Origin of the sequence: Pseudomonas sp. B6(2017), from assembly GCF_002112765.1 — a bacterium.
GTDB classification, from domain to species: Bacteria; Pseudomonadota; Gammaproteobacteria; order Pseudomonadales; family Pseudomonadaceae; genus Aquipseudomonas; species Aquipseudomonas piscis.
In genome coordinates this window covers 90,114-116,430 of record NZ_NEIQ01000018.1, presented here as the reverse complement: position 1 = coordinate 116,430, position 26,317 = coordinate 90,114, and the positions used below count along the sequence as shown (strand labels likewise).

General features: G+C 59.7%; 22 protein-coding genes and 2 tRNA genes. 1 reads left to right on the top strand and 23 read right to left on the bottom strand.

What is annotated here, in order from left to right; all coding sequences use genetic code 11:
* Positions 1-52: 52 nt before the first annotated feature.
* The 15 genes from pnp to rlmE all read right to left on the bottom strand — a co-directional run bounded on the left by pnp (position 53) and on the right by rlmE (position 15,353).
* On the bottom strand, positions 53-2,158 hold the full coding sequence (gene pnp, locus CAG11_RS26820) for a polyribonucleotide nucleotidyltransferase (RefSeq protein WP_085599016.1): 2,106 nt from the start codon (positions 2,156-2,158) through the stop codon (positions 53-55).
* 197 nt (positions 2,159-2,355) lie between these two features.
* A complete protein-coding gene (gene rpsO, locus CAG11_RS26815; protein ID WP_022642180.1) occupies positions 2,356-2,625 on the bottom strand; it encodes a 30S ribosomal protein S15 in 270 nt (89 codons plus the stop codon).
* Between the two features lie 140 nt (positions 2,626-2,765).
* Positions 2,766-3,683, bottom strand: coding sequence for a tRNA pseudouridine(55) synthase TruB (truB, locus tag CAG11_RS26810; RefSeq protein WP_085599014.1), 918 nt, complete (start codon positions 3,681-3,683; stop codon positions 2,766-2,768).
* Between the two features lie 3 nt (positions 3,684-3,686).
* A complete protein-coding gene (rbfA, locus tag CAG11_RS26805; RefSeq protein WP_053136941.1) occupies positions 3,687-4,088 on the bottom strand; it encodes a 30S ribosome-binding factor RbfA in 402 nt (133 codons plus the stop codon).
* Positions 4,089-4,247: 159 nt separating this feature from the next.
* Positions 4,248-6,761 (bottom strand): translation initiation factor IF-2, encoded by a 2,514-nt coding sequence (infB, locus tag CAG11_RS26800; protein WP_085599012.1) that lies wholly within the window; start codon positions 6,759-6,761, stop codon positions 4,248-4,250.
* Positions 6,762-6,787: 26 nt separating this feature from the next.
* Positions 6,788-8,269, bottom strand: a complete 1,482-nt coding sequence (gene nusA / locus CAG11_RS26795) for a transcription termination factor NusA (RefSeq protein ID WP_085599010.1) — start codon at positions 8,267-8,269, stop codon at positions 6,788-6,790.
* 47 nt (positions 8,270-8,316) lie between these two features.
* Positions 8,317-8,775: a ribosome maturation factor RimP gene (gene rimP / locus CAG11_RS26790; protein WP_053137000.1), complete on the bottom strand. Its 459-nt coding sequence runs from the start codon at positions 8,773-8,775 to the stop codon at positions 8,317-8,319.
* 130 nt (positions 8,776-8,905) lie between these two features.
* Positions 8,906-8,982 (bottom strand) — tRNA-Met (locus tag CAG11_RS26785).
* Positions 8,983-9,078: 96 nt separating this feature from the next.
* Positions 9,079-9,164 (bottom strand) — tRNA-Leu (locus CAG11_RS26780).
* Positions 9,165-9,193: 29 nt separating this feature from the next.
* Complete coding sequence (gene secG, locus CAG11_RS26775; RefSeq protein WP_085066035.1) at positions 9,194-9,577, bottom strand: preprotein translocase subunit SecG; 384 nt, start codon at positions 9,575-9,577, stop codon at positions 9,194-9,196.
* Between the two features lie 4 nt (positions 9,578-9,581).
* A complete protein-coding gene (gene tpiA, locus CAG11_RS26770) occupies positions 9,582-10,337 on the bottom strand; it encodes a triose-phosphate isomerase (RefSeq protein ID WP_085599008.1) in 756 nt (251 codons plus the stop codon).
* Positions 10,338-10,403: 66 nt separating this feature from the next.
* A complete protein-coding gene (gene glmM, locus CAG11_RS26765) occupies positions 10,404-11,741 on the bottom strand; it encodes a phosphoglucosamine mutase (RefSeq protein ID WP_085599006.1) in 1,338 nt (445 codons plus the stop codon).
* A 16-nt stretch (positions 11,742-11,757) separates the two neighbouring features.
* A complete protein-coding gene (folP, locus tag CAG11_RS26760; protein ID WP_085599004.1) occupies positions 11,758-12,609 on the bottom strand; it encodes a dihydropteroate synthase in 852 nt (283 codons plus the stop codon).
* A gap of 8 nt (positions 12,610-12,617) precedes the next feature.
* Positions 12,618-14,522, bottom strand: coding sequence for an ATP-dependent zinc metalloprotease FtsH (gene ftsH, locus CAG11_RS26755; RefSeq protein ID WP_053136931.1), 1,905 nt, complete (start codon positions 14,520-14,522; stop codon positions 12,618-12,620).
* A gap of 201 nt (positions 14,523-14,723) precedes the next feature.
* Positions 14,724-15,353: a 23S rRNA (uridine(2552)-2'-O)-methyltransferase RlmE gene (gene rlmE, locus CAG11_RS26750; RefSeq protein ID WP_031320836.1), complete on the bottom strand. Its 630-nt coding sequence runs from the start codon at positions 15,351-15,353 to the stop codon at positions 14,724-14,726.
* A 105-nt stretch (positions 15,354-15,458) separates the two neighbouring features.
* On the opposite strand from rlmE, the gene CAG11_RS26745 reads away from it, so the two are divergent.
* A complete protein-coding gene (locus CAG11_RS26745; RefSeq protein ID WP_022642160.1) occupies positions 15,459-15,767 on the top strand; it encodes a YhbY family RNA-binding protein in 309 nt (102 codons plus the stop codon).
* 12 nt (positions 15,768-15,779) lie between these two features.
* On the opposite strand, the gene CAG11_RS26740 is transcribed toward CAG11_RS26745, so the two are convergent.
* The 8 genes from CAG11_RS26740 to grpE all read right to left on the bottom strand — a co-directional run bounded on the left by CAG11_RS26740 (position 15,780) and on the right by grpE (position 26,276).
* Entirely contained in the window at positions 15,780-16,184 is a 405-nt protein-coding gene (locus CAG11_RS26740; RefSeq protein ID WP_031320835.1) for a hypothetical protein, read from the bottom strand.
* Positions 16,185-16,212: 28 nt separating this feature from the next.
* Entirely contained in the window at positions 16,213-16,689 is a 477-nt protein-coding gene (greA, locus tag CAG11_RS26735) for a transcription elongation factor GreA (RefSeq protein WP_053136925.1), read from the bottom strand.
* Positions 16,686-19,907, bottom strand: coding sequence for a carbamoyl-phosphate synthase large subunit (gene carB / locus CAG11_RS26730; protein ID WP_085599002.1), 3,222 nt, complete (start codon positions 19,905-19,907; stop codon positions 16,686-16,688). The genes greA and carB overlap by 4 nt, the downstream gene beginning before the upstream one ends.
* Positions 19,908-20,035: 128 nt before the next feature.
* Positions 20,036-21,172, bottom strand: coding sequence for a glutamine-hydrolyzing carbamoyl-phosphate synthase small subunit (carA, locus tag CAG11_RS26725; RefSeq protein ID WP_085599000.1), 1,137 nt, complete (start codon positions 21,170-21,172; stop codon positions 20,036-20,038).
* Positions 21,173-21,427: 255 nt separating this feature from the next.
* Positions 21,428-22,234: a 4-hydroxy-tetrahydrodipicolinate reductase gene (gene dapB / locus CAG11_RS26720; protein WP_085598998.1), complete on the bottom strand. Its 807-nt coding sequence runs from the start codon at positions 22,232-22,234 to the stop codon at positions 21,428-21,430.
* Positions 22,235-22,244: 10 nt separating this feature from the next.
* Complete coding sequence (gene dnaJ, locus CAG11_RS26715; protein WP_022642154.1) at positions 22,245-23,369, bottom strand: molecular chaperone DnaJ; 1,125 nt, start codon at positions 23,367-23,369, stop codon at positions 22,245-22,247.
* A gap of 321 nt (positions 23,370-23,690) precedes the next feature.
* Positions 23,691-25,607 (bottom strand): molecular chaperone DnaK, encoded by a 1,917-nt coding sequence (gene dnaK / locus CAG11_RS26710; protein ID WP_022642153.1) that lies wholly within the window; start codon positions 25,605-25,607, stop codon positions 23,691-23,693.
* Between the two features lie 102 nt (positions 25,608-25,709).
* A complete protein-coding gene (gene grpE / locus CAG11_RS26705) occupies positions 25,710-26,276 on the bottom strand; it encodes a nucleotide exchange factor GrpE (RefSeq protein WP_022642152.1) in 567 nt (188 codons plus the stop codon).
* Between the last annotated feature and the right edge of the window lie 41 nt (positions 26,277-26,317).

Here is a 26,317-nt window from a genome sequence, read left to right as displayed (position 1 = left end):
CGCCCCGAACCAGTCGGGGCGCTTGCTTGTTCAGCGTGAGGCTAGCGGGTGATCAAACGCCCGAAGCCTTGGCTGCCGCCACGTCCTTGATGGACAGCTTGATACGGCCGCGGTTGTCCACGTCCAGTACCAGCACTTCCACTTCCTGGCCTTCTTTCAGGATGTCGGTGACTTTCTCTACGCGAGCGTCGCTCAGCATGGAGATGTGCACCAGACCGTCCTTGCCCGGCAGGATGTTGACGAAGGCGCCGAAGTCGACGATACGCTCGACCTTGCCCAGGTAGATCTTGCCGATCTCGGCTTCTGCGGTGATGCCCAGGACGCGCTGGCGAGCAGCTTCTGCCGCTTCCTTGGTTTCGCCGAAGATCTTGATCGAACCGTCGTCTTCGATGTCGATCGAAGCCTTGGTTTCTTCGCAGATCGCGCGGATGGTGGCGCCGCCTTTACCGATGACGTCACGGATCTTGTCGGTGTCGATCTTCATCGCGATCATGGTCGGAGCGTTGGCCGACAGCTCGGTACGCGACTGGCCGATCACTTGGTTCATCTGGCCGAGGATGTTCAGGCGAGCTTCCAGGGCCTGGCCCAGGGCGATCTCCATGATTTCTTCGGTGATGCCCTTGATCTTGATGTCCATCTGCAGCGCGGTTACGCCTTTGGCGGTACCGGCTACCTTGAAGTCCATGTCGCCCAGGTGGTCTTCGTCACCCAGGATGTCGGTCAGGACGGCGAACTTCTCGCCTTCCTTCACCAGGCCCATGGCGATACCGGCAACCGGAGCCTTCATCGGTACACCGGCGTCCATCAGGGCCAGGGAAGCACCGCAGACCGAAGCCATGGAGCTGGAGCCGTTGGACTCGGTGATTTCCGATACCACGCGGATGGTGTACGGGAACGAGTCGGTATCCGGCAGCATGGCCTGGACGGAACGACGGGCCAGGCGGCCGTGGCCGATTTCACGACGACCAGCACCGCCCATGCGGCCACACTCGCCCACCGAGAACGGCGGGAAGTTGTAGTGCAGCATGAAGGGGTCTTTCTTCTCGCCTTCCAGGGTGTCCAGCAGCTGGGCGTCACGGGCAGTACCCAGGGTCGCGACGACCAGGGCCTGGGTTTCGCCACGGGTGAACAGGGCCGAACCGTGGGTCTTGGCCAGGACGCCGACTTCGATATTCAGCGGACGTACGGTGCGAGTGTCGCGGCCGTCGATACGTGGCTTGCCGTTGACGATGTTCTCGCGAACGGTGCGGTATTCGATCTCGCCGAAAGCGGCCTTGACTTCGGCAGCCGATGGCTGGCCTTCTTCGCCGGAGAGCTTGGCGACCACTTGGTCCTTCAGCTCGCCCAGGCGGGCATAACGGTCGGCCTTGACGGTGATGGTGTAGGCCTGGGAGATGGCGTCGCCGAACTCGGCGCGGATGGCACCCAGCAGCTCGGTGGCTTCGGCGGCAGGCGCCCAGTCCCAAGTTGGCTTGGCGGCTTCGGCGGCCAGTTCCTTGACGGCCTTGATTACCGACTGGAATTCGTCGTGGGCGAACAGCACGGCGCCCAGCATCTGGTCTTCGGTCAGTTCCTTGGCTTCGGACTCAACCATCAGTACCGCTTCTTCGGTACCGGCTACGACCATGTCCAGGCTCGAAGCAGCCAGTTGCTCGTAGGTTGGGTTCAGCAGGTAGCCGGTGCTTTCGTGGAAAGCGACGCGGGCAGCGCCGATCGGGCCGTCGAAAGGAATACCGGAGATGGCCAGGGCAGCGGAGGTACCGATCATCGCAGCGATGTCCGGATCGGTCTTCTTGCTGGTGGAAACCACGGTGCAGACAACCTGCACTTCGTTCATGAAGCCTTCTGGAAACAGAGGGCGGATCGGGCGGTCGATCAGACGCGAGGTCAGGGTTTCTTTCTCGGAAGGACGGCCTTCACGCTTGAAGAAACCACCAGGGATCTTGCCGGCGGCGTAGGTTTTTTCCTGGTAGTGGACAGACAGAGGGAAGAAGCCTTTGCCTGGATCGGCTTGCTTGGCACCCACTACGGTCACCAATACGCTGACGTCGTCGTCAACGGTGACCAATACTGCGCCGGAGGCCTGACGGGCGATACGGCCAGTCTCGAGGGTTACGGTCGACTGACCGAACTGGAATTTCTTGATTACCGGGTTCACGGTGTCCTACCTTCTTTGTGGCTCTTGGGGAAACTTGTGTTCTTGCGAAATTCTTGGGCAACGGTGGGAATCGGCCCAGCCTTTATTGTCCAGGTAAAACTACAGCCAGATAAAACTTGAGGCTGGAAGCCTGCCATACGCCGGCGGAAAAACCGCTGACGCATGGCAAGCAACCAACCTCATAGCGCAATCGCTGATTAGCGACGCAGACCCAGACGACCGATCAGGGTGCTGTAACGGCTCAGGTCCTTGCCCTTCAGGTAGTCCAGCAGCTTACGACGCTGGTTTACCATGCGGATCAGGCCACGACGGGAGTGGTGGTCTTTACCGTTGGCCTTGAAGTGACCTTGCAGTTTGTTGATGTTGGCGGTCAGCAGTGCAACTTGCACTTCTGGCGAACCAGTGTCACCAACAGCTTGCTGGTAGTCGGCTACGATCTGAGCTTTTTCTTCAACGCTGAGTGCCATGTGGGCATTCCTTATATCAGGAAACTGTTCAAGAACAGTTTCAACAGGCCAGGGACAAATCCCTGTATCTAAAAAAGAGTGGTGACCGTGCCTGCTGACAGCCACACTCGCCAGCCCGCTGTTACCCGGACTGGTTTCGGTCACTCTGACCGAATCAGTCGACGCGGCGCGATGCGCCCGTCTTCGCTCACTTCACCGATACCGATGAAGCGACCGTTGTGATCTTGTACCCGCACCATGCCGAACTTCGGTGCATCGGGAGCGCGTACCGGTTGGCCATTGAGCCAGTAGAACGCACTGTGTTCCGAGAAGTGCAGCAAGGGCCAATCCTGCAGGCCGCTATCCGATGGCATCAGGAAACGATCAACCGCCTCGTTGCCACCTTCGGCATGCACTGCCTCGAGCTCTTCCAGGGTGACCGTCTGGGCCAGGCTGAAAGGGCCGGCCTGGGTCCGCCGCAGTTCCGCGACGTACGCACCACAACCGAGCCTCTCACCAATATCCTCCACCAGGGTGCGGATATAGGTGCCTTTGCTGCAATCCACCGCCAGGCGAGCGGTGTCACCTTCGCAGGCGAGCAATTCCAGGCGCGCAATAGTAACAGAACGCGGTTCGCGCTCCACCACTTCCCCTGCACGAGCCAGCTTGTAGAGAGGCTGGCCGTCACGCTTGAGGGCGGAGTACATGGGTGGTATCTGCTTGATTTCACCACGAAATTCCGGCAATACCGCTTCGATATCGGCACGACCAACGGTCACTTCGCGGGTACGCAGCACTTCGCCTTCGGCATCCGCGGTGCTGGTGGTCTTGCCCATTTGCATCAGGGTTTCGTAACCCTTGTCGGAATCGAGCAGGTATTGCGAGAACTTGGTAGCCTCGCCGAAGCACAGCGGCAGCACGCCGGTGGCCAGGGGGTCGAGGCTGCCGGTATGGCCGGCCTTCTCGGCATTGAGCAGCCAGCGGACCTTCTGCAATGCCGCGTTGGAGGTGAAGCCCAGGGGCTTGTCCAACAGGATGATGCCGCTGACGTTACGGCGGATACGCTTGACCTGGGCCACCGCTTACTCCTTGGTGTCTTCAGGAGCAGAGGCTTCGCCGTGCAGGCTGTCTTCAGCCACGGCACGCTCGATCAGCGCCGACAGGTGTGCGCCACGGGCCACGCTCTCGTCGTAATGGAAGTGCAGTTGCGGCACGCTGCGCAGCTTCATTTCGCGGGCCAGTTGCATGCGCAGGAAACCTGCAGCCGAGTTCAGCACCTTGATGCTCTGGGCGATGGACTCGGCGCCTTCCTGGCCCATGACGGTGATGTAGATCTTCGCGTGGCCGACATCGCGGCTGACGTCCACGGCGGTGATGGTCACCAGGCCGACACGTGGATCCTTGACTTCGCGGCGGATCAGTTGCGCCAGTTCGCGCTGCATCTGATCGCCGATGCGTTGGGTACGGCTATATTCTTTTGCCATGTCTTGTTACCTGTTACTGCCTCACGGCGAAACCCGTGTGGTCTGAAAGCGGCAAACGCCCGGCCTGGCAGAAGCCGGACCGGGCGTTGCGTTTAGAGCCCGCCAGCGATGCCGCGCATTTGCATGCGGCGATCCATCGGGGCTCTTGAAGTGCGCGAGTCAGAGGCTGCGAGCAACCTGGACCTTCTCGAAGACTTCGATCTTGTCGCCAACCTTGACGTCGTTGTAGCTCTTGACGCCGATACCGCATTCCATGCCGGCACGCACTTCGGAAGCGTCATCCTTGAAGCGGCGCAGGGATTCCAGCTCGCCTTCGAAGATAACGATGTCTTCACGCAGTACGCGGATCGGACGGTTACGGTGCACGACACCTTCGATGACCATGCAACCGGCGATCGCACCGAACTTCGGCGAACGGAACACGTCGCGGACTTCGGCGATACCCAGGATGTTCTCCCGGACGTCGCTGCCCAGCATACCGGTCAGGGCTTTCTTGACGTCTTCAATGATGTCGTAGATCACGTTGTAGTAACGCATATCCAGACCTTCCTGCTCGACGATCTTGCGCGCGCCGGCATCGGCACGCACGTTGAAGCCGAACAGTACAGCGTTGGAAGCCAGTGCCAGGTTGGCGTCGCTCTCGGTGATACCACCGACGCCGCCGCCGACCACGCGTACTTGCACTTCGTCGTTGCCCAGGCCGTTCAACGCACCTTGCAGGGCTTCCAGCGAACCACGGACGTCGGACTTGAGGACGATGTTGAGCGTCTTCTTCTCTTCCTGGCCCATGCTTTCGAAGATGTTTTCCAGCTTGCCGGCGTGGGCGCGGGCCAGCTTGACCTCGCGGAACTTGCCTTGACGGAACAGGGCCACTTCACGGGCCTTCTTCTCGTCAGCCACCACGCTCATCTCGTCGCCAGCGTCCGGGGTTCCGTCCAGGCCGAGGATCTCGACCGGAATGGCCGGGCCCGCTTCCTTGATCGGCTTGCCGTTCTCGTCGAGCATGGCGCGCACGCGGCCATAGTTCGAACCAACCAGCACCATGTCGCCCTGACGCAGGGTACCGTCCTGAACCAGCACGGTAGCCACCGGACCACGACCCTTGTCGAGACGGGACTCGACCACTACGCCACGGCCAGGGGCCGAAGGCATTGCGGTGAGTTCCAATACCTCGGCTTGCAGCAGGACGGCTTCGAGCAGGTCGTCGACGCCAGTACCCATTTTCGCGGAGACCGGTACGAACGGAGTATCGCCACCCCAGTCTTCCGGAGTCACGCCGTGCGCTGCGAGCTCGCTGCGGATACGGTCCAGGTCAGCACCCGGCTTGTCGATCTTGTTCACCGCAACCACTAGCGGAACGCCAGCAGCCTGGGCGTGCTGGACAGCTTCGATGGTCTGCGGCATCACGCCGTCATCCGCCGCGACCACCAGGATCACGATGTCGGTCGCCTTGGCACCACGGGCACGCATTGCGGTAAACGCGGCGTGACCAGGAGTGTCGAGGAAGGTGACCATGCCACGCTCGGTTTCCACGTGGTAGGCACCGATGTGCTGGGTAATGCCACCGGCTTCGCCCGCAGCCACCTTGGCGCGGCGGATGTAGTCCAGCAGCGAGGTCTTACCGTGGTCAACGTGGCCCATTACGGTCACGACCGGCGCACGGGAAACCGCTTCACCTTCGAACTTCAGGGACTCGGCCAGGGAATCTTCCAGGGCGGTGTCGCTGATCAGGGTCACCTTGTGGCCCAGTTCCTCGGCAACCAGCTGGGCAGTTTCCTGGTCCAGTACCTGGTTGATGGTGGCTGGGGTACCCAGCTTGAACATGAACTTGATGACTTCAGCAGCCTTCACCGACATCTGCTGGGCCAGTTCGCCCACGGTGATGGTCTCGCCGATCTGCACGTCACGAATCACCGGCCCGGTAGGGTTCTGGAAACCGTGAGCGTTGCGTTTCTTCAGCTTGGCCTTGCCGCGGCCACCACGACGGAAGCCATCGCTTTCTTCGTCGGTGGTACGCGGGGCAACGCGTGGCGCAGGAGCCTTTTCCTTGACCGAGGCACGATGCGGAGCGTTCTTGCGCTCGCCATCGCCACCACGGCGGTTGTCGTCGTTGCGGGACTTGTCCGGACGACGCTGTTCATCCTTCTTGCGAGCATCCGCAACCGGAGCTGGAGCCGCCGCTGGCGCCTCCTGCACAGGCTCGACCGCCACCGGGGCTGGTTCCGCGACAGCTTCGACGACAGGCTCGGCAACCGGAGCAGGCTGACGACGCGCTTCTTCTTCGGCGCGGCGCTTGGCTTCTTCTTCAGCCTTTTGACGGGCAGCATTTTCTACTGCGCGACGTTCTTCCAGTTCACGCTGGCGCTCGGCTTCGATTTCTTCCGGGCTGCGCTGCACGAAGACTTTCTTCTTGCGCACTTCAACGCTGATGCTCTTGCTGCCAGCGACACGCAGGGTGCTGGTGGTCTTGCGCTGCAAAGTGATCTTGCGCGGTTCTTCCACTTTCGCCTTGTGGCTGCTTTTCAGGTGAGTCAGCAGCGATTGTTTCTCGCTGTCGCTCACATGTTCCTCGGCGGCGGTGTGCGGCAGACCTGCCTCACGCATCTGCTGCAGCAGGCGCTCTACCGGTGTTTTGACCTCATCGGCCAGTTGTTTCACCGTGACTTGCGTCATGCACTTCTCTCCTCAGGCCGCGCCTATTACTCGAACCAATGGGCTCGGGCGGCCATGATCAACTTGCCGGCACGATCATCGTCGATGCCGTCGATGTCGAGCAGGTCGTCAATAGACTGCTCGGCCAGGTCTTCGCGGGTAACTACGCCGCGCACCGCCAGTTCCATCGCCAAATCCTTGTCCATACCCTCAAGCGAGAGCAGGTCTTCGGCCGGATGGGCGTCTGCCAGCTTTTCCTCAGTAGCGATGGCTTTAGTCAACAAACGGTCCTTGGCGCGAGCGCGAAGCTCGTTGACGATGTCTTCGTCAAAGCCGTCGATGTTGAGCATTTCTTCCAACGGTACGTAGGCAATCTCTTCCAGGCTGGTGAAGCCTTCATCAACCAGAACCTGCGCCAGCTCTTCATCGACTTCCAGCTCGTCGATGAAATTGCGCAGGATGTCGCCGGTTTCTGCTTGCTGCTTGGCCTGGATGTCCGATTCGGTCATCACATTCAGGGTCCAGCCAGTCAACTGGCTAGCCAGGCGCACGTTCTGACCGCCGCGGCCAATGGCTTGGGCCAAGTTGTCAGCGCCAACGGCGATGTCCATGGCGTGGGCATCTTCGTCGACGATGATGGCCGCTACTTCGGCCGGCGACATGGCGTTGATCACGAACTGCGCCGGGTTCTCGTCCCACAGTACGATGTCTACGCGCTCACCGCCCAATTCGCCGGAAACGGCCTGGACGCGCGAACCGCGCATACCGATGCACGCGCCCTGCGGGTCGATGCGCTTGTCCTTGGAGCGAACGGCGATCTTGGCCCGCGAACCCGGATCACGGGAAGCGGCCATGACTTCGATCAGGCCCTCGGCGATTTCCGGCACTTCGATACGGAACAGCTCGATCAGCATTTCCGGAGCGGTACGCGACAGGATCAGCTGCGGGCCGCGGTTCTCGGTGCGGATTTCCTTGAGCAGCGCGCGCAGGCGCACGCCAACCCGGAAAGTCTCACGGGAGATGATGTCTTCACGAGCCAGCAACGCCTCGGCGTTGTTGCCCAGGTCGACGATCACGTTGTCCCGGGTCACCTTCTTGACGGTGCCGGAGATGATCTCGCCCAGGCGCTCGCGGTAGGCATCCACCACCTGTGCGCGCTCGGCTTCGCGAACCTTCTGCACGATGACCTGCTTGGCGGTCTGGGCAGCGATGCGGCCGAACTCGATGGATTCGATCTTTTCCTCGATCACATCACCGACCTTGGCATCGGGATGAGTCTCGTGGGCCTTGCTCGGCCAGATCTCCACCGCCGGATCATCCAGGTCGGCTTCTTCGACCACAGTCCAGCGACGGAAAGTTTCATAGGAACCGGTGTGGCGGTTGATATCCACACGCAGGTCCACTTCGTCTTCAAAACGCTTCTTGGTAGCAGTGGCCAGGGCCAGCTCCAGCGCTTCAAAAATCACGCTTGCCGGTACACCCTTTTCATTGGATACCGACTCAACAACCAGCAGTACTTCTTTGCTCATCGTACGCCTCGCCTTTCGCAAGCCATTGGATCCGCGGGATCCGCGTCTCAGTCAAAACTGGGAATAATGTTGGCCTTGTCGATCATATCGATCGGCAACAGGAACTCGTGGTTATCTACCTGCACCACGACATCCTGCTCCTCCACCCCGCGGAGAAGGCCCTGGAAATTACGCCGACCTTCGAAGGGCGAGCGCAGCTTGATCTTCACTTGCTCACCGACATACTTGGCAAACTGTTCAAGGGTGAACAGTGGGCGTTCCATGCCAGGAGAGGAAACTTCAAGGGTGTATTCAACGGAAATTGGATCTTCAACGTCCAGGACACCGCTGAGCTGGCGGCTGACGATGGCACAGTCGTCCACCAGCACACCGCCTTCTTTATCGATATAAACGCGCAACAATGAATGGCGGCCCTGAGCCGAAAACTCGATACCCCAGCATTCATAGCCAAGGGCCACGACCACCGGGGCCAACAAGGCCTGCAACTGTTCTAGCTTGCTCGACACCTGAACCCCCTCGTGCATGCTTGTGCAAATAAAAAATGGGCGAAACGCCCATCCCGGAAACGCCGTTGAACAGCGGCGCTATAAAGTGTCCAGCTAACAAAAAGCCCCTGAAAAGGGGCTCTGCTAAAACTGGTTGCGGGGGCCGGATTTGAACCGACGACCTTCGGGTTATGAGCCCGACGAGCTACCAGACTGCTCCACCCCGCGTCAAAGCTGGGGCGGAAGTATACGACTGATCCAATTTTGGGTCAATGTAACCTTCCGCCTACAAGAAAGCCCGCAACAGCGGGCTCTCCTGATAATTGGTACCGAGAAGGGGACTCGAACCCCTACACCCTATGGGCACAACCACCTCAAGGTTGCGTGTCTACCAATTCCACCACCTCGGCATAGACTACGTTACTGCTTGAAACTCTTCTTACTTCTGCTCTGGAGCTGGAGGTACGTCAGTCGCACTATTAGCCGACTTTTGCTCTTGAAGCACCGGGACATCATCAGAAGCCGGCTTTTGCTTTGGTACTTCTAGTACTGCTGGATCCGGTAGACCTGCTTGAGTCAGCTGGTGAGCTTTCTCTTTAGCAAAGTAACCTAACCCCAAGCTGGTTATGAAGAAACCGGCGGCAAGTATAGCAGTAAACTTACTAAGAAAGGTAGAGGAACCTTGGCTTCCGAACACAGTATTTGAAGCACCTGCACCGAAAGACGCGCCAGCTTCCGCACCTTTACCCTGCTGCAGCAAAACCAGAGCGACTACGCCCAAGGCGCCCAGCAGATGAAAAACGACTACGACTGTTTCCAGCATTTTTTCAGTTTCCCGCGGCGCGACAAATCGCACCGAACTCATCTGCATTCAGGGAAGCCCCACCAATGAGCCCCCCATCGATATCCGGCATGCCGAACAGTTCGACCGCATTGGCCGCTTTCACGCTGCCGCCGTATAGAAGCCGCACACCTCGTGCCACTTCAGAATTCTCTGCCGCCAGCTGCGCGCGGATGGCTGCATGCACATCCTGAGCTTGCTGCGGTGTTGCCGTCAGCCCGGTGCCAATGGCCCAGACCGGCTCGTAAGCGATAACAGCATTGGCAAACGCACCAACACCCAACTCTTCGATGATGCTGCCCAGCTGACGCCCGACAACCTCAAGAGTCTTCCCGGCTTCGCGCTGCTCCAGGGTCTCCCCTACACACAGAACCGGCTTCAAACCACAGGCCTGCGCTGCTGCGAACTTGCGATTGAGAGTCACATCACGCTCGCCCATCATCTGACGGCGCTCGGAGTGCCCAACCAATACCAGGGAACAACCTGCATCCACTAATTGACTCGGGGCGATCTCGCCCGTCAACGCACCCTGCATCGGCTCTACCGCGGAGTTCTGCGCGCCGACCATGATCGACTTGCCTTTCAAGCCATCAATCACCTGATTGATGTACAAGCAAGGCGGGAACACCGCAACATCAACACCGCTTGGCAAGGCCAGATGACGAAGGCCATTGATCAGCTCAGCGACGCTGGCGCGGGTACCGTGCATCTTCCAGTTACCAGCTACCATAGGGCGACGCATGCTTTACCTCGTCGGTCAAAGTGGGCGCAGATGTTACCCAACCAAAACACCACTGGCAAGCTGAAATCAGGCAGAAACTTCAGCAACCAGTTTTGCCAGCTCATCGGCATAGGCACGAACCTGGATTTCATCGTCACCTTCGACCATGACCCGCACCAGAGGCTCTGTTCCGGACTTGCGCAGAAGGACCCGTCCACGCCCCGCCATCGCGGCAGTCACTCGCTCACAAGCTTCCTTCACCGCAGGGTGTTCGACGGGGCTATCACCACCACCGAAACGTACGTTGACCAGAACCTGTGGACATTTGCGCAGCCCCTGCCGGCACTGAGCCAGGCTATCGCCACGGGCCTTGAGCGCCATCAGCACCTGCAGTGCAGCGATGATCGCATCGCCCGTGGTGGCATGACGGAAACACACGATGTGCCCGGAGTTCTCGCCACCCACCAGCCAGTTGCGCTCCAGCAACTCAGCAATCACATAGCGGTCACCGACATTGGCACGAACAAAAGGAATACCCAGGTCCGCCAGGGCCAACTCCAGGCCCAGGTTACTCATGAGGGTTCCGACCACCCCTCCATGCAGCTTGCCGCGCTCATGCAGGTCGCGAGCGATGATGAACAGCAATTCGTCGCCGTCGACGATCGCCCCCGTCTGGTCGACCATCAGCACTCGGTCACCGTCACCATCGAAGGCGATACCCAGGTCGGCATGCTCAGCCAGGACCGCAGCCTGCAACTGCGCCATATGGGTCGAGCCGCAGTTCTCGTTAATATTCAAACCATTGGGCTGTGCCGACAGCACGGTGACCTGGGCCCCCAGCTCGCGGAACACGCTCGGCGCGACCTTGTAGGTGGCACCATGGGCGCAGTCGAGAACGATCTTCAGGCCCGCAAAGCTGGTACTGGAGGGAACACTGCTCTTGCAAAATTCGATGTAGCGTCCCGAGGCATCATTGATTCGCGACACCTTGCCGAGCTTGCTGGACTCCACCACGGTCATGGGCGCCTCCAACAGTTCCTCGATCATCAGTTCGACTTCATCAGGCAGCTTGGTGCCCTCTCCCGAGAAGAACTTGATGCCATTGTCGTCGTGGGGGTTATGCGACGCACTGATGACGATGCCCGCTTCCGCGTGGAAAGTACGCGTCAGATAGGCAATCGCCGGGGTCGGCATAGGCCCGAGCAGCATGACATCAGCACCAGCCGCCGACAGCCCGGCCTCCAGAGCCGATTCGAACATGTAGCCGGAAATTCGCGTGTCCTTGCCCACCAGAACCCGGCAAGCGCCCATGCTGCGAAAAGCCATGCCGGCCGCCCATCCGAGCTTGAGCATGAAATCAGGAGTAATTGGGTATTCGCCCACACGGCCACGAATGCCGTCGGTGCCAAAGTATTTTTTAGTCATAGGTACTCCATCATTCTTATTCGGCGGATTCCACAGCCGTAATCATTCGCACTACATCCACGGTCTCGGCGACATCATGGACGCGGATAATTTTCGCTCCCTTGGCCACGGCCAGCGCAGCCAATGCCAGGCTGCCATGTAGCCGTTCGCCTACGGGACGCTCAAGGGCCTGGCCGATCATGCTCTTGCGCGAGACGCCCACCAATAGCGGCCGCCCCAGGGAGTGCAGGGCCTCCATGTGCTTGAACAGACTCAGATTGTGCTGCAGGGTCTTGGCGAAACCAAAACCAGGATCGAGGATGATCTGCTGCGCATCGATTCCTGCGGCCGCACAGGCGCCCATGCGCTCAGCCAGGAATGCTCCCACTTCACGGGTCACATCCTGATAGTGCGGACTGTCCTGCATATCCCCTGGCTCACCGAGCATATGCATCAGGCATACGGGCAAGCCACTGGCGGCGGCGGCATCCAGAGCGCCGTCACGACGAAGCGAGCGCACATCATTAATCAACCCAGCACCAAGCCGCGCGGTCTCCCGCATGACAGCTGGCGTCGAAGTATCAACAGAAATGATCACGTCCAGTTCGCGGCCTATTCGCTCGACCACTGGCGCCACTCGCTCCAACTCTTCCAGCGGCGATACCGCCCGCGCTCCTGGGCGAGTCGACTCTCCGCCTATATCGATCAGCGTAGCACCGGCCGCAACCATAGCTTCGGCATGACGCAAAGCCACATCCAGCTGGTTGAACCGGCCGCCGTCGGAAAAGGAATCGGGAGTGACATTCAAGATACCCATGACATGCGCACGGGCCAAATCAAGAACCCGGTTGCCGCAAGGCAACCGGGTGGAGGAAGAAACAGAAGTCATTTAGAACCTTAGTGATCGGCGGCAGGGCCACCGATAGGTGTTTCCGGACGCTCGTTCTGCACCACTGGAGGCGTAGTACCCGAGCCACCTTCCCAGTCACGAGGTTCACGCGGAGTGCGCCCGGCCATGATGTCGTCGATCTGGTCGGCATCGATGGTCTCGTACTTCATCAAGGCGTCTGCCATGGCATCGAGCTTGTCGCGGTTATCAGTAAGGATTTGCTTGGCAGTGCCATAGCACTGATCGATGATGCTGCGAACTTCGGAGTCGATCAGCTTCGCCGTTTCAGCAGACAGGCTGGCATGCTGGCTAGCCGCGCTACGACCCAGGAACACTTCGCCTTCTTCTTCCGCATACATCAGCGGCCCCAGCTTCTCGGAAAGCCCCCATTTGGTCACCATGTTCCGGGCAATCTGACTGGCCCGCATGATGTCGTTCGAGGCACCGGTGGTCACGCCATCAAAGCCCAGGGTCATCTCCTCGGCGATACGACCACCGTAGAGCGAGCAAATCTGGCTGATCAGGGCGCGCTTGGACAGGCTGTAGCGATCCTCTTCCGGCAGGAACATGGTGACGCCCAGAGCCCGACCACGAGGGATGATCGAGACCTTGTAGACCGGATCATGCTCAGGCACTACTCGACCGACGATGGCATGACCAGCTTCGTGGTAGGCGGTGTTCTGCTTTTCTTTCTCGGACATGACCATCGATTTGCGCTCGGCGCCCATCATGATCTTGTCCTTGGCCAGTTCGAACTCCTTCATCTCGACGATGCGCTTGCCACCACGCGCAGCGAACAACGAAGCCTCGTTGACCAGGTTGGCCAGGTCGGCACCGGAGAAGCCCGGGGTACCGCGCGCGATCACTGCAGGAGCAACGTCGTCACCCATCGGCACCTTGCGCATGTGAACCTTGAGGATCTGCTCACGGCCACGAATGTCCGGCAGGCCGACCACTACCTGGCGGTCGAAACGACCAGGACGCAACAGCGCAGGATCCAGTACATCAGGACGGTTGGTGGCGGCGATCACAATGATGCCGTCATTCATTTCGAAACCATCCATCTCCACCAGCAACTGGTTGAGAGTCTGCTCGCGCTCATCATGACCGCCACCCATGCCGGCACCACGGTGACGACCGACAGCATCGATCTCATCGATGAAGATGATGCAGGGAGCATGTTTCTTGGCCTGTTCGAACATATCGCGAACACGGCTGGCACCCACGCCGACGAACATCTCGACGAAATCGGAACCGGAAATAGTGAAGAACGGCACCTTCGCCTCACCGGCAATAGCCTTGGCCAGCAAAGTCTTACCAGTACCTGGCGGACCGACCATCAGCACGCCGCGAGGAATACGACCACCCAAGCGCTGGAACTTGCCCGGATCACGCAGGAATTCAACCAACTCACCAACTTCTTCCTTGGCCTCATCGCAACCGGCAACGTCAGCCAGGGTAGTTTTCACCTGATCCTCGGACAGCAGGCGAGCCTTGCTCTTGCCGAAGCTCATCGGCCCACCCTTGCCGCCGGCGCCACCTTGCATCTGGCGCATGAAGAACATGAAGACCGCGATGATCACCAGAATTGGGAAGCTGGCCACCAGCAACTGGGTCCAGATGCTCTGCTGCTCAGGCTGCTTGCCTTCGACCACTACATGGTTATCCACCAGGTCGCCGATCAGACCGTTGTCCTGGATCGCGGGACGGATGGTCTTGAAGCTGTCGCCATCGTTGCGCTTGCCGGTGATCACATAACCGTCAACGGCAACTCGCTCGACCTTGCCATCCTTAACTTGTTGAATAAAGTCGGAATAGTTGAGGGTCTGCGGCTCGTTAGGGCTGGAGAAGTTGTTCATCACCGTCACCAGGACAGCCGCGATGATCAACCAAAGGATCAGATTCTTTGCCATGTCGTTCAATTAACTACCCTCTGAAGCAAGCTCCGCTACTGGCGCGCGCTTCGCATGATATTCACCGGCCTAACTTACTACATTACCTACAGCTCTGGCAGGCGCCGTCTGTAACCCTATGTGAAACCTAGACTACACAATATTCGCTTAATCCAACGGGGCGAAATACGAAAATCCTATCACCCCGCCCAAAACCTTCATTTACTCGGCGCGCCCACGAAAGCCACGCCCCAGCAGGTACTGTTCCCTGGAGCGATCACGAGAAGATGTCGGCTTGCGCATCTGCACTTTCTCGAACATCTGCCGGACACTCTTGTGGAACTCATCGAAACCTTCTCCCTGGAAGATCTTGATCAGGAAATCGCCACCCGGACGCAGCACCCGACCGGCAAGATCCAATGCCAGCTCACACAGGAACATCGCTCGCGGCATATCTACGGCTGGTAATCCACTCATATTGGGGGCCATGTCGGAAATCACAAGGTCGACCTCAGAATTTCCTACAGCTTCAAGAATCCGCGCGAATACTTCGTCTTCAGTGAAGTCGCCCTGGATGAAGGTCACATCGGGGATACTGTCCATTTCCAGGATATCGGAAGCGATCAAGCGCCCCTGGCCACCAATCAGACGACTGGTCACCTGCGACCAGCCCCCAGGAGCCGCCCCCAGATCGATAACACTCATGCCCGGACGGATCAGGCGATCCTTTTCCTGGATTTCCAGCAACTTATAGCTGGCGCGGGAACGGTACCCATCTTTTTGCGCCATTTTGACGAATGGGTCGTTGAAATGTTCTTTCAGCCAGTTATGGCTAGTCTTGGAACGGGCCACGGGCCACCTCAAAAATAAAACGCGTCGTGATTAACTGGGCGGTCCCGGACTCGCTCGGGTAAACTGGCCGCCGCTTTTTTCAAGATCAGACGCAGGGGTCAGATTATGCCGCTCACTCAAGAGCAGAAGAAACAGTTCAAATCCATTGGCCACCATCTGAAACCAGTATTGACTGTGGCTGATAACGGTTTGACCGAAGGTGTGCTAGCCGAACTTGAACGCGCCTTGAGCGATCACGAGCTGATCAAGATCAAGCTCAACATCCTCGAGCGCGAGTCGCGCCAGGAAGCCATTACCGAACTGTGCAAGGCCGGCAAGGCGGACCTGGTGCAATCCATCGGTAAAATGGCGTTGATCTACCGCAAGAACGCCAAGGTAAACAAGCAACTGTCGAACGTCCATCGCTTCAACTGACGTCGACCCGGGTCAAGGGTGTGCTTGTCGCACCCTGCCACCCCACCCCGGCACCGGTTGCAAGACCAGCAGCAAACCGGAAAATCCCAGGATCAGATAGCTGAACAGCTGCCAGCGCTGAGACTCAGGCAACAGTATGTGCACAGCGAAATACATCGCACATGCATACGTCGCCATCAATAGCAGTTGCCCCCGAATGTCCCGCCACAAGCTCTGCAACCCCTCGGACTGGATCAACACCAACGTCTGAAGGACCAGGCATACCGCTGAAAAACCCACCAGCAGCGCACTAAGCAGCGTAGAGATCTCCTCGATCAACAACGGCGCAAGGCCAATCTGCCCGAGAACAGGCAGCAGCCCAAGATGCAGTAGCCACAAGCCGCCGACCCACAACATCTGGGTCAGCTGCCAAAGCATGGCGCCCGCATGCAGCGGGCGCCTTCTTTCAGATGTGACGAACTTCGACAATCTCATACTCGATAACGCCACCAGGCGTTGTGACCGCAACCACATCACCCTCTTCCTTGGCGATCAGGGCACGGGCGATTGGCGAAGCAACGGAGATCTTGCCGAGCTTGATATCAGCCTCGTCCTCACCAACGATCTGGTAGGTCACGCTTTCGTCGGTCTCGACGTTGGCGATCTCCACCGTGGTGCCAAAGATCACCTTGCCAGTATGAGCGATGGTCGTGACATCGATGACCACCGAGTTCTGCAGGCGGCCTTCGATATCGCGGATCCGCGCCTCGACCATACCCTGCTGCTCGCGCGCAGCATGGTATTCGGCGTTTTCCTTCAGGTCACCCAGCTCGCGGGCCGTGCCGATGTCCTGGCTAAGCTTCGGACGCACGACCTTGGTCAGGTGAGCATGCTCTTCTTCCAGGGCGCGAGCGCCCTGGACGGTCATAGGGTATTTGTTCATGCCTTCAATCCTGCGTGTAGATCCTGCAAGCGACGCACGGTTTTTTCAGGACCGAACTTCAACGCTTCGCAGATAGCTTCGCCAGCAGCGATCGTAGTGGTGCAGTAGATCTTGTGCTGCAAGGCGTTACGACGAATGGAGTAGGAGTCAGCGATCGATTGACGACCTTCAGTGGTGTTGATGATCAGAGTGACTTCGTCGTTCTTGATCATATCGACCACATGCGGACGACCTTCAGTCACCTTGTTCACACGACGCACTTTCAGACCGGCTGCCTCGATCACCTTGGCAGTGCCCGCAGTGGCCACTACTTCGAAGCCCAAGTTGATCAGATCACGAGCCACGCCTGCAACCAGGGGCTTGTCGTCATCCCGTACGCTGATGAACGCAGTACCGCCGGTAGGCAGAACCTCGCTGGCGCCCATCTGGGCCTTGGCGAAGGCTTCGCCGAAGGTATCGCCCACACCCATCACTTCGCCGGTGGACTTCATTTCCGGGCCGAGGATCGGGTCGACACCCGGGAACTTGGCAAACGGGAACACCGCTTCCTTGACGCTATAGAAGTTCGGAATGATTTCCTGAGTGAAGCCCAGCTCTTTCAGCGACTTACCAGCCATGACACGGGCCGCGATCATCGCCAGAGAGGTGCCGATGCACTTGGAAACGAACGGCACGGTACGCGAGGCGCGCGGGTTGACCTCGATCACGTAGATCTTGTCGCCCTGCAGTGCCAGCTGCACGTTCATCAGGCCGACCACGCCCAGCTCCAGGGCCATCTTCTTGACCTGTACGCGGACTTCGTCCTGCACTTCCTTGCTCAGCGAGTAAGGTGGCAACGAGCAGGCGGAGTCACCGGAGTGAACACCCGCTTGTTCGATGTGCTGCATGATCGCGCCGATTACCACGTCGGTGCCGTCGCAGACCGCATCCACGTCCATCTCGATGGCGCAGTTGAGGAAGTGGTCGAGCAGCACCGGGCTGTCGTTGGACACCTGTACCGCTTCACGCAGGTAGCGCTTGAGCTCGTCCAACTCGTAGACGATCTCCATGGCGCGACCGCCCAGCACGTAGGACGGACGAACCACCAGCGGATAGCCGATGGTACCAGCGGCACGGATGGCCTCGTCTTCGCTGCGCACGGTGGCGTTCGGCGGCTGCAGCAGGTTCAGGCGCTGAACCATCTGCTGGAAGCGCTCGCGATCCTCCGCGCGGTCGATGGCGTCAGGACTGGTGCCGATGATCGGCACGCCGGCCTCTTCCAGGGCACGAGCCAGCTTCAACGGAGTCTGGCCGCCGTAGTGGACGATCACGCCCTTCGGCTTCTCGACCCGCACGACTTCCAGCACGTCTTCCAGGGTCAGTGGCTCGAAATACAGGCGATCGGAGGTGTCGTAGTCAGTGGAAACGGTTTCCGGGTTGCAGTTGACCATGATGGTCTCGTAACCGTCTTCGCGCAGGGCCAGCGCCGCGTGCACACAGCAGTAGTCGAACTCGATGCCCTGGCCGATACGGTTCGGACCGCCGCCCAGGATCATGATCTTGTCGCGGGTCGACGGATTGGCCTCGCACTCTTCCTCGTAGGTCGAGTAAAGGTACGCAGTGTCGGTGGCGAACTCGGCCGCACAGGTGTCGACACGCTTGTAGACCGGGAACACTTCCAGCTTGTGGCGGTGACGACGCAGGTTCTTGTCGGTGATACCCAGCAACTTGGCCAGCCGCTGGTCCGAGAAGCCCTTGCGCTTGAGGCGCAGCATCAGCGCCTTGTCGATGTTGGCCAGGCCCAGGGTCTTGACCTTCTCTTCTTCCTTGATCAGGTCTTCCATCTGCACCAGGAACCAGTGATCGATACCGGTCAGGGCGTAGATTTCGTCGCAGCTCATACCCGAGCGCAGGGCGTCGGCCACATACCAGATACGCTCAGCACCCGGAACGGTCAGTTCGCGCTTGAGGATGGCGGCAGCCTCGGGGCTGGCCAGGTCGACCTTGGGATCCAGGCCGCAAACACCGACTTCCAGGCCACGCAGGGCTTTCTGCAGCGATTCCTGGAAGGTACGGCCGATGGCCATGACTTCACCCACGGATTTCATCTGCGTGGTCAGGCGGGCGTCGGCTTTCGGAAACTTCTCGAAAGCGAATCGCGGCAGCTTGGTTACCACATAGTCGATCGAAGGCTCGAAAGACGCCGGGGTACGACCACCGGTGATGTCGTTCTGCAACTCGTCGAGGGTGTAGCCGACAGCCAGCTTGGCGGCGATCTTGGCGATCGGGAAGCCGGTAGCCTTGGAAGCCAGGGCCGAGGAACGCGATACCCGCGGGTTCATCTCGATCACGACCATGCGGCCAGTGTTCGGGCAGATACCGAACTGCACGTTGGAACCACCGGTCTCGACGCCGATTTCACGCAGCACCGCCAGCGAGGCGTTGCGCATGATCTGGCATTCCTTGTCGGTCAGGGTCTGGGCCGGAGCGACGGTGATCGAGTCGCCGGTGTGCACACCCATCGGATCGAAGTTCTCGATGGAGCAGACGATGATGCAGTTGTCCTTCTTGTCACGGACCACCTCCATCTCGTATTCCTTCCAGCCGATCAGCGATTCGTCGATCAGCAGCTCCTTGGTTGGCGACAAGTCCAGGCCACGGGCGCAGATTTCTTCGAACTCTTCACGGTTGTAGGCAATGCCACCACCGGTGCCGCCCATGGTGAAGGACGGACGAATGATGCAAGGGAAGCCCAGCTTGTCGAGGACCGCATTGGCCTCCTCCATGCTGTGAGCGATACCGGAGCGCGGGCACTCCAGGCCGATGGCCTTCATCGCCTTGTCAAAACGCGAGCGATCTTCGGCCTTGTCGATGGTATCGGCGTTGGCGCCGATCATTTCCACACCGAATTTCTCCAGGACGCCTTCGCGCTCCAGGTCCAGGGCGCAGTTCAGCGCGGTCTGGCCACCCATGGTCGGCAGCAGGGCGTCAGGACGCTCCTTCTCGATGATCTTGGCCACCGATTGCCATTTGATCGGCTCGATGTAGGTGGCATCGGCCATGGCCGGGTCGGTCATGATGGTGGCCGGGTTGGAGTTCACCAGGATGACGCGGAAACCTTCTTCGCGCAGGGCCTTGCAGGCCTGGGCGCCGGAATAGTCGAACTCGCAGGCCTGGCCGATCACGATCGGGCCAGCGCCGAGAATCAGGATGCTTTTAATGTCTGTACGTTTTGGCATGGTTGTCACTCAAATCCGCAGGTCAGTCGGCAAGCCGTCTTGAACATTCTCTGAGGCGCCTGAGGGGACTCCACCGGTTCACCGGGGCCGCCCTCGGGCGCGTCTCGCTACACTTTCAAGGCGAGCGCTTAGCGTCGCTTGGCCATCTCGTTGATGAAGCGGTCGAACAGCGGCGCCACATCGTTCGGGCCAGGGCTGGCCTCAGGGTGGCCCTGGAAGCTGAACGCGCTCTTGTCGGTACGCTCGATACCCTGCAGGGTGCCGTCGAACAGCGACTTGTGGATCGCCCGGACGTTATCCGGCAGGGTAGTTTCGTCCACCGCGAAACCGTGGTTCTGGCTGGTGATCATCACCACGCCGGTATCCAGGTCCTGGACCGGGTGGTTGGCACCGTGGTGACCGTGGCCCATCTTCACGGTCTTGGCACCGGAAGCCAGGGCCAGCAGTTGGTGGCCCAGGCAGATACCGAACACCGGGATCTCGGTCTCCAGGACTTCCTTGATCGCCTTGATCGCGTAGTCGCAAGGCTCGGGATCGCCAGGGCCGTTGGACAGGAACACGCCATCAGGGTTGAGTGCGAGCACGTCGCTCGCCGGCGTCTGGGCCGGCACCACGGTGACGCGGCAACCGCGCTCTACCAGCATGCGCAGGATGTTCAGCTTGACCCCGTAGTCATAGGCAACCACGTGGTAAGGCAGTTCTGAGGCCTCGATAGTGGCATGGCTGTCGGTCTTCAGGTCCCAGACAGTCGAACGCCATTCGTAGCTCTGCTTGGTGCTGACGACTTTCGCCAGGTCCATGCCCTTCAGGCCCGGGAAACCACGCGCTGCGGCGATGGCGGCTTCCTCGGAAATGTTGTCGCCCGCCATGATGCAGCCGTCCTGTGCACCTTTCTCACGCAGGATGCGGGTCAGGCGACGGGTATCGATACCGGCGATTGCCACCACGTTGTTGGCTTTCAGGTAATCGGACAGGGACAGGGTGTTACGCCAGTTGCTGGCCACCAGGGGCAGGTCGCGAATGACCAGGCCGGCCGACCAGACGCGATCGGACTCGGCATCTTCCGGCGTGGTGCCGGTATTGCCGATATGAGGATAGGTCAGGGTAACGATTTGCTGGGCGTAGGAAGGATCGGTAAGGATTTCCTGATAGCCGGTCATTGCGGTGTTAAACACCACCTCACCAACGGTTTGACCGTCGGCTCCAATGGCTTCGCCGCGAAAAATGCTGCCATCAGCAAGGGCGAGTATGGCTGGCTTAGTCAAGAGACCTCCCGTATATAGAGCCTGAAGGGGCGATCGCAGGTTGCAAAAAAGCGGAATGACGTTTGGACACGTCACCCCGCTTCTTCACCGAATTATCTGCGCGCTTTTAGTGGACACACTAAAGCTGTAGCTTACAGAAAAATGCTTTTTCGGTCCACCGCTAATGAGCCTCAAAGGCTGGAGAATGCGACAGGAAATCGCTTGGCGGCCTGGAGCGGAGCCGAACTCGAGGCCCGACACCGCTCCGGATACATCTCAACGCAGGTCCAGCACGTCCTGCATGTCGTACAACCCAGGCTCACGACTATCCAACCACAAGGCCGCACGCACCGCCCCCTTGGCGAAGGTCATCCGACTGGAGGCCTTGTGGGTGATCTCCAGGCGCTCGCCCTCGGTGGCGAACAGCACGGTGTGATCGCCCACCACGTCACCACCGCGCACTGTCGCAAAGCCGATGGTTTCACGCTCGCGAGCCCCGGTGTGACCCTCACGCCCATACACCGCGACCTGCTGCAGATCGCGCCCCAGAGCGCTGGCAATCACCTCACCCATGCGCAGGGCAGTGCCCGACGGCGCATCGATCTTGTGTCGGTGGTGAGCCTCGATGATCTCGATGTCCGCATCATCGCCCAGCACCCGGGCCGCCATGTCCAGCAACTTCAGCGACAGATTCACACCGACGCTGAAGTTGGCTGCGAAGACGATCGGGATTTCCTTGCCCGCTTCCGCCAACAGTTGTTTTTCCTTGACCCCCAAACCCGTGGTGCCGATCACCATGGCCTTGCCGGCCTTGCGGCAAAACGCCAGGTTCTTGAGCATCACCTCGGGCAGGGTGAAGTCGATCAGCACATCGAACTCGTCGACCACCTTGTCCAGGCTGTCGGACATCGGCACACCCAGGCGCCCCAGGGATGCCAACTCACCAGCATCCGCCCCGACCAGCGAACTGCCCGGACGCACGATGGCGGCCGTCAGGCCGGAGAGCGGCGAGCGCAACTGCACGGCCTCGACCAGGGTCTTGCCCATGCGCCCGGCGGCGCCCATCACAGCTATACGTCGCATGCCTTACTCCTTACAGGTCGCCGAAGAAGCGCTTGACGCCCTCGAACCAGCCAGCGGTCTTGGGCGAATGCGAGTTATCGCCTTCCAGCGAGCCGCGCAGCTCTTCCAGCAACTCACGCTGACGACGACTCAGGTTGACCGGGGTTTCCACCGCAACCCGGCACATCAGGTCGCCGGCACCACCACCGCGCACCGGTGCCACGCCCTTACCACGCACCCGGAATTGCTTGCCGGTCTGGGTACCCTCGGGGATCTTCAGCTTGACCCGGCCATCCAGGGTCGGAATCTCCAGCTCGCCACCCAAGGCCGCATCGGCAAAACTGATCGGCACTTCACAGAACAGATGCTTGCCATCACGCTGGAAGATCGCGTGCTCGCGCACATTGATCACCACATACAGATCGCCGGTCGGACCACCCTGGGTCCCGGCTTCGCCCTCACCCGACAGGCGGATACGGTCGCCGGTATCGACACCAGCCGGCACCTTCACCGACAGGGTCTTGTACTCTTCGACCCGACCTTCGCCGTGGCACGACTCGCACGGATCGGAAATGATCTTGCCCTGGCCATGGCAGCGCGGGCAGGTTTGCTGCACCGAGAAGAAGCCCTGCTGCATCCGCACCTGGCCAATACCGCCACAGGTTGGGCAAGTGACCGGCGACGACCCCTTCTTGGCACCCGAACCATCGCACGGCTTGCAATTGACCAGTGTCGGCACACGGATATTGACCGTGGTACCGCGCACCGCTTCCTCCAGATTCAGCTCCAGGGTGTAGCGCAGGTCGCTGCCACGCTGGGCGCCGCCGCGCGAGCTGCCGCGGCCGCCACCGAAGAAGTCGCTGAACACATCGCCGAAGATATCGGAGAAATTCTGCCCGCCGAAACCGGCACCGCCGCCACCCATGCTCGGATCCACACCGGCATGGCCATACTGATCATAGGCTGCGCGCTTGCTGGAGTCGGACAGCACTTCATAGGCCTCATTGGCCTCTTTGAACAGATCTTCCGACGCTTTGTCGCCGGGATTACGGTCCGGGTGGTGCTTCATCGCCAGGCGACGATAAGCCTTCTTCAGCTCCGCTTCGCTGGAGCCACGCTCCACACCCAACACTTCGTAATAGTCACGCTTTGCCATAAGTCTTTGCACTCTTAAGGACGTCCGGCAAACCCCTCCTGAGCTCCGCCAAACTCGCTGAGCCCCTCTACAGGCCCGGACCCAACTCACGTCAATTCAACGATCCTGGTCTTGGAAGCCGACCCGGTTGCGGATCGACCATCGCAGTCATCGCAGCTGGAAAGCAGGAGCTTTCGAAGCTGACCGCCAGCACGCAAACCAGGGTTGCATACCGTTAGAAATTCACTGACTCCAGACACGCCAACGCGGGAGCAAGCTCCCGCGCGGCGACATCCTACCAGTCACCGCCTGAAGGCAGTCAACCGGCCGACCAACAAGCCATTACTTGTTGTCTTTCACTTCTTCGAACTCGGCATCGACCACGTCATCGGCCTTTTCGGCGGACTCGGCGTGCGGGGCCGCGCCTTCAGCAGGCTGAGCCTGTTCGGCGTACATCTTCTGGGCAACCGGAGCCGAAACCTTCGACAGCTCTTCGACCTTGGCTTCGATGGCAGCCTTGTCGTCGCCCTTGACGGCAGCTTCCAGGGCAACCACGGCAGCTTCGATGGCGGTCTTCTCTTCAGCGGTCACCTTGTCACCGGCGTCAGCCACCATCTTGCGAGTCGAATGCACCAGCGCATCGCCCTGGTTACGGGCAGTCGCCAGCTCTTCGAACTTGCGGTCTTCTTCCGAGTTGGCTTCAGCGTCACGGATCATCTGCTGGATTTCTTCATCCGACAGACCCGAGTTGGCCTTGATCACGATCGACTGGGTCTTGCCGGTAGCCTTGTCCTTGGCACCTACGTGCAGGATGCCGTTGGCGTCGATGTCGAAGGTCACTTCGATCTGCGGCACGCCACGTGGAGCCGGTGGAATGTCGGCCAGGTCGAACTTGCCCAGCGACTTGTTCTGCGCGGCTTGCTTGCGCTCGCCCTGCAGCACGTGAATGGTCACCGCGCCCTGGTTGTCATCGGCAGTCGAGAATACCTGGGACTTCTTGGTCGGAATGGTGGTGTTCTTCTCGATCAGCGCGGTCATCACGCCACCCATGGTTTCGATACCCAGGGTCAGCGGGCTGACGTCCAGCAGCAGTACGTCCTTCACGTCACCGGCCAGTACGGCACCCTGGATGGCAGCACCCATGGCGACGGCTTCGTCAGGGTTGACGTCCTTGCGAGCTTCCTTGCCGAAGAAATCGGTCACGGCTTTCTGCACCAGCGGCATACGGGTCTGGCCGCCGACCAGGATCACGTCGTTGATCGAGCCAACGTCGATACCGGCGTCTTTCAGGGCGATACGGCATGGCTCGATGGTGCGCTGAACCAGGTCTTCGACCAGCGACTCCAGCTTGGCGCGGGAGATCTTCACGTTCAGGTGCTTAGGACCGGTGGCATCTGCAGTGATGTACGGCAGGTTGACGTCGGTCTGCTGGCTCGAGGACAGCTCGATCTTGGCCTTCTCGGCAGCTTCCTTCAGGCGCTGCATGGCCAGCGGGTCACCCTTGAGGTTCATGCCGCTTTCTTTCTTGAACTCGTCTACCAGGTAGTCGATCAGGCGGATGTCGAAGTCTTCGCCACCCAGGAAGGTGTCGCCGTTGGTAGCCAACACTTCGAACTGGTGCTCGCCGTCGACTTCAGCGATCTCGATCACCGAAACGTCGAAGGTACCGCCACCCAGGTCGTAGACGATCACGGTATGGTCGCCCTTGGCCTTGTCCATGCCGTAGGCCAGAGCCGCCGCGGTTGGTTCGTTGATGATGCGCTTCACGTCCAGACCGGCGATGCGACCGGCATCCTTGGTGGCCTGGCGCTGGCTGTCGTTGAAGTAGGCCGGAACGGTGATCACCGCTTCGGTCACGGACTCGCCGAGGTAGTCTTCGGCGGTCTTCTTCATTTTCTTCAGGATTTCAGCCGAAATCTGTGGTGGAGCCATCTTCTGGCCGTTCACTTCGACCCAGGCGTCGCTGTTGTCGGCCTTGACGATCTTGTAAGGGACCATCTGGATGTCTTTCTGCACCACTTCTTCATCGAAGCGGCGACCGATCAGACGCTTTACCGCGTACAGGGTGTTGTGCGGGTTGGTTACAGCCTGACGCTTGGCCGACTGACCTACCAGGATTTCGCCATCGTTGGCGTACGCGATGATCGATGGAGTGGTACGCGCGCCTTCGGCGTTCTCGATAACCTTTACGTTGCCGTTTTCAAGAATGGAAACGCACGAGTTGGTGGTCCCCAGGTCGATACCAATGATTTTGCCCATGTTAACTCTCCCGAAACTTTGGATTTGGATGCCGCAGCTGTGGTGGCAAACTGCGGTAGCACTTAAACGCTTGACTGATAAATGGGGGCTCTACAGCCGTTTTCAAGCCTTCTCGTTGATCGAAGGCGAAACCGGTGCTGGAGCCTTGCTGACCACGACCATGGCCGGGCGCAACAGGCGACCGTTGAGCTGGTAACCCTTCTGGAACACCTTGAGAACGCTGTTGGGCTCGACGTCGGCGCTTTCCTGCATGGCCATGGCCTGGTGCTGTTCAGCGTTGAAGGGCTCGCCATGGGGGTCGATGGCTTCCAGCTGGTAGCGCTTGAGGGTGTCGTGGAACATCTTGAGGGTCAGCTCGATGCCTTCGCGCATCGGACGAATGCTCTCGTCATCCGGGCTGGACAGCTCCAGGCCGCGCTCCAGGCTATCGATCACCGGCAGCAGGTCGCCGGCAAACTTCTCTAGAGCGAACTTGTGGGCTTTTTCCACGTCCTGCTCGGCACGGCGGCGGACGTTCTGCAGATCGGCAGCGACGCGCAGAGCCTGGTCCTGCGCGGTAGCCAGCTGCTCTTCGAGCACTTGTACGCGAGCTGCAAGGTCTTCACCCGCAACCTCGGGGGCCTGATTGGTATCCGGGTTTTGCGTGTCCAGGGTCTGTTCGTCAGCCATGAAATTCTCCTTTCAATATCGTCCGTGGGGCGAACCCACTC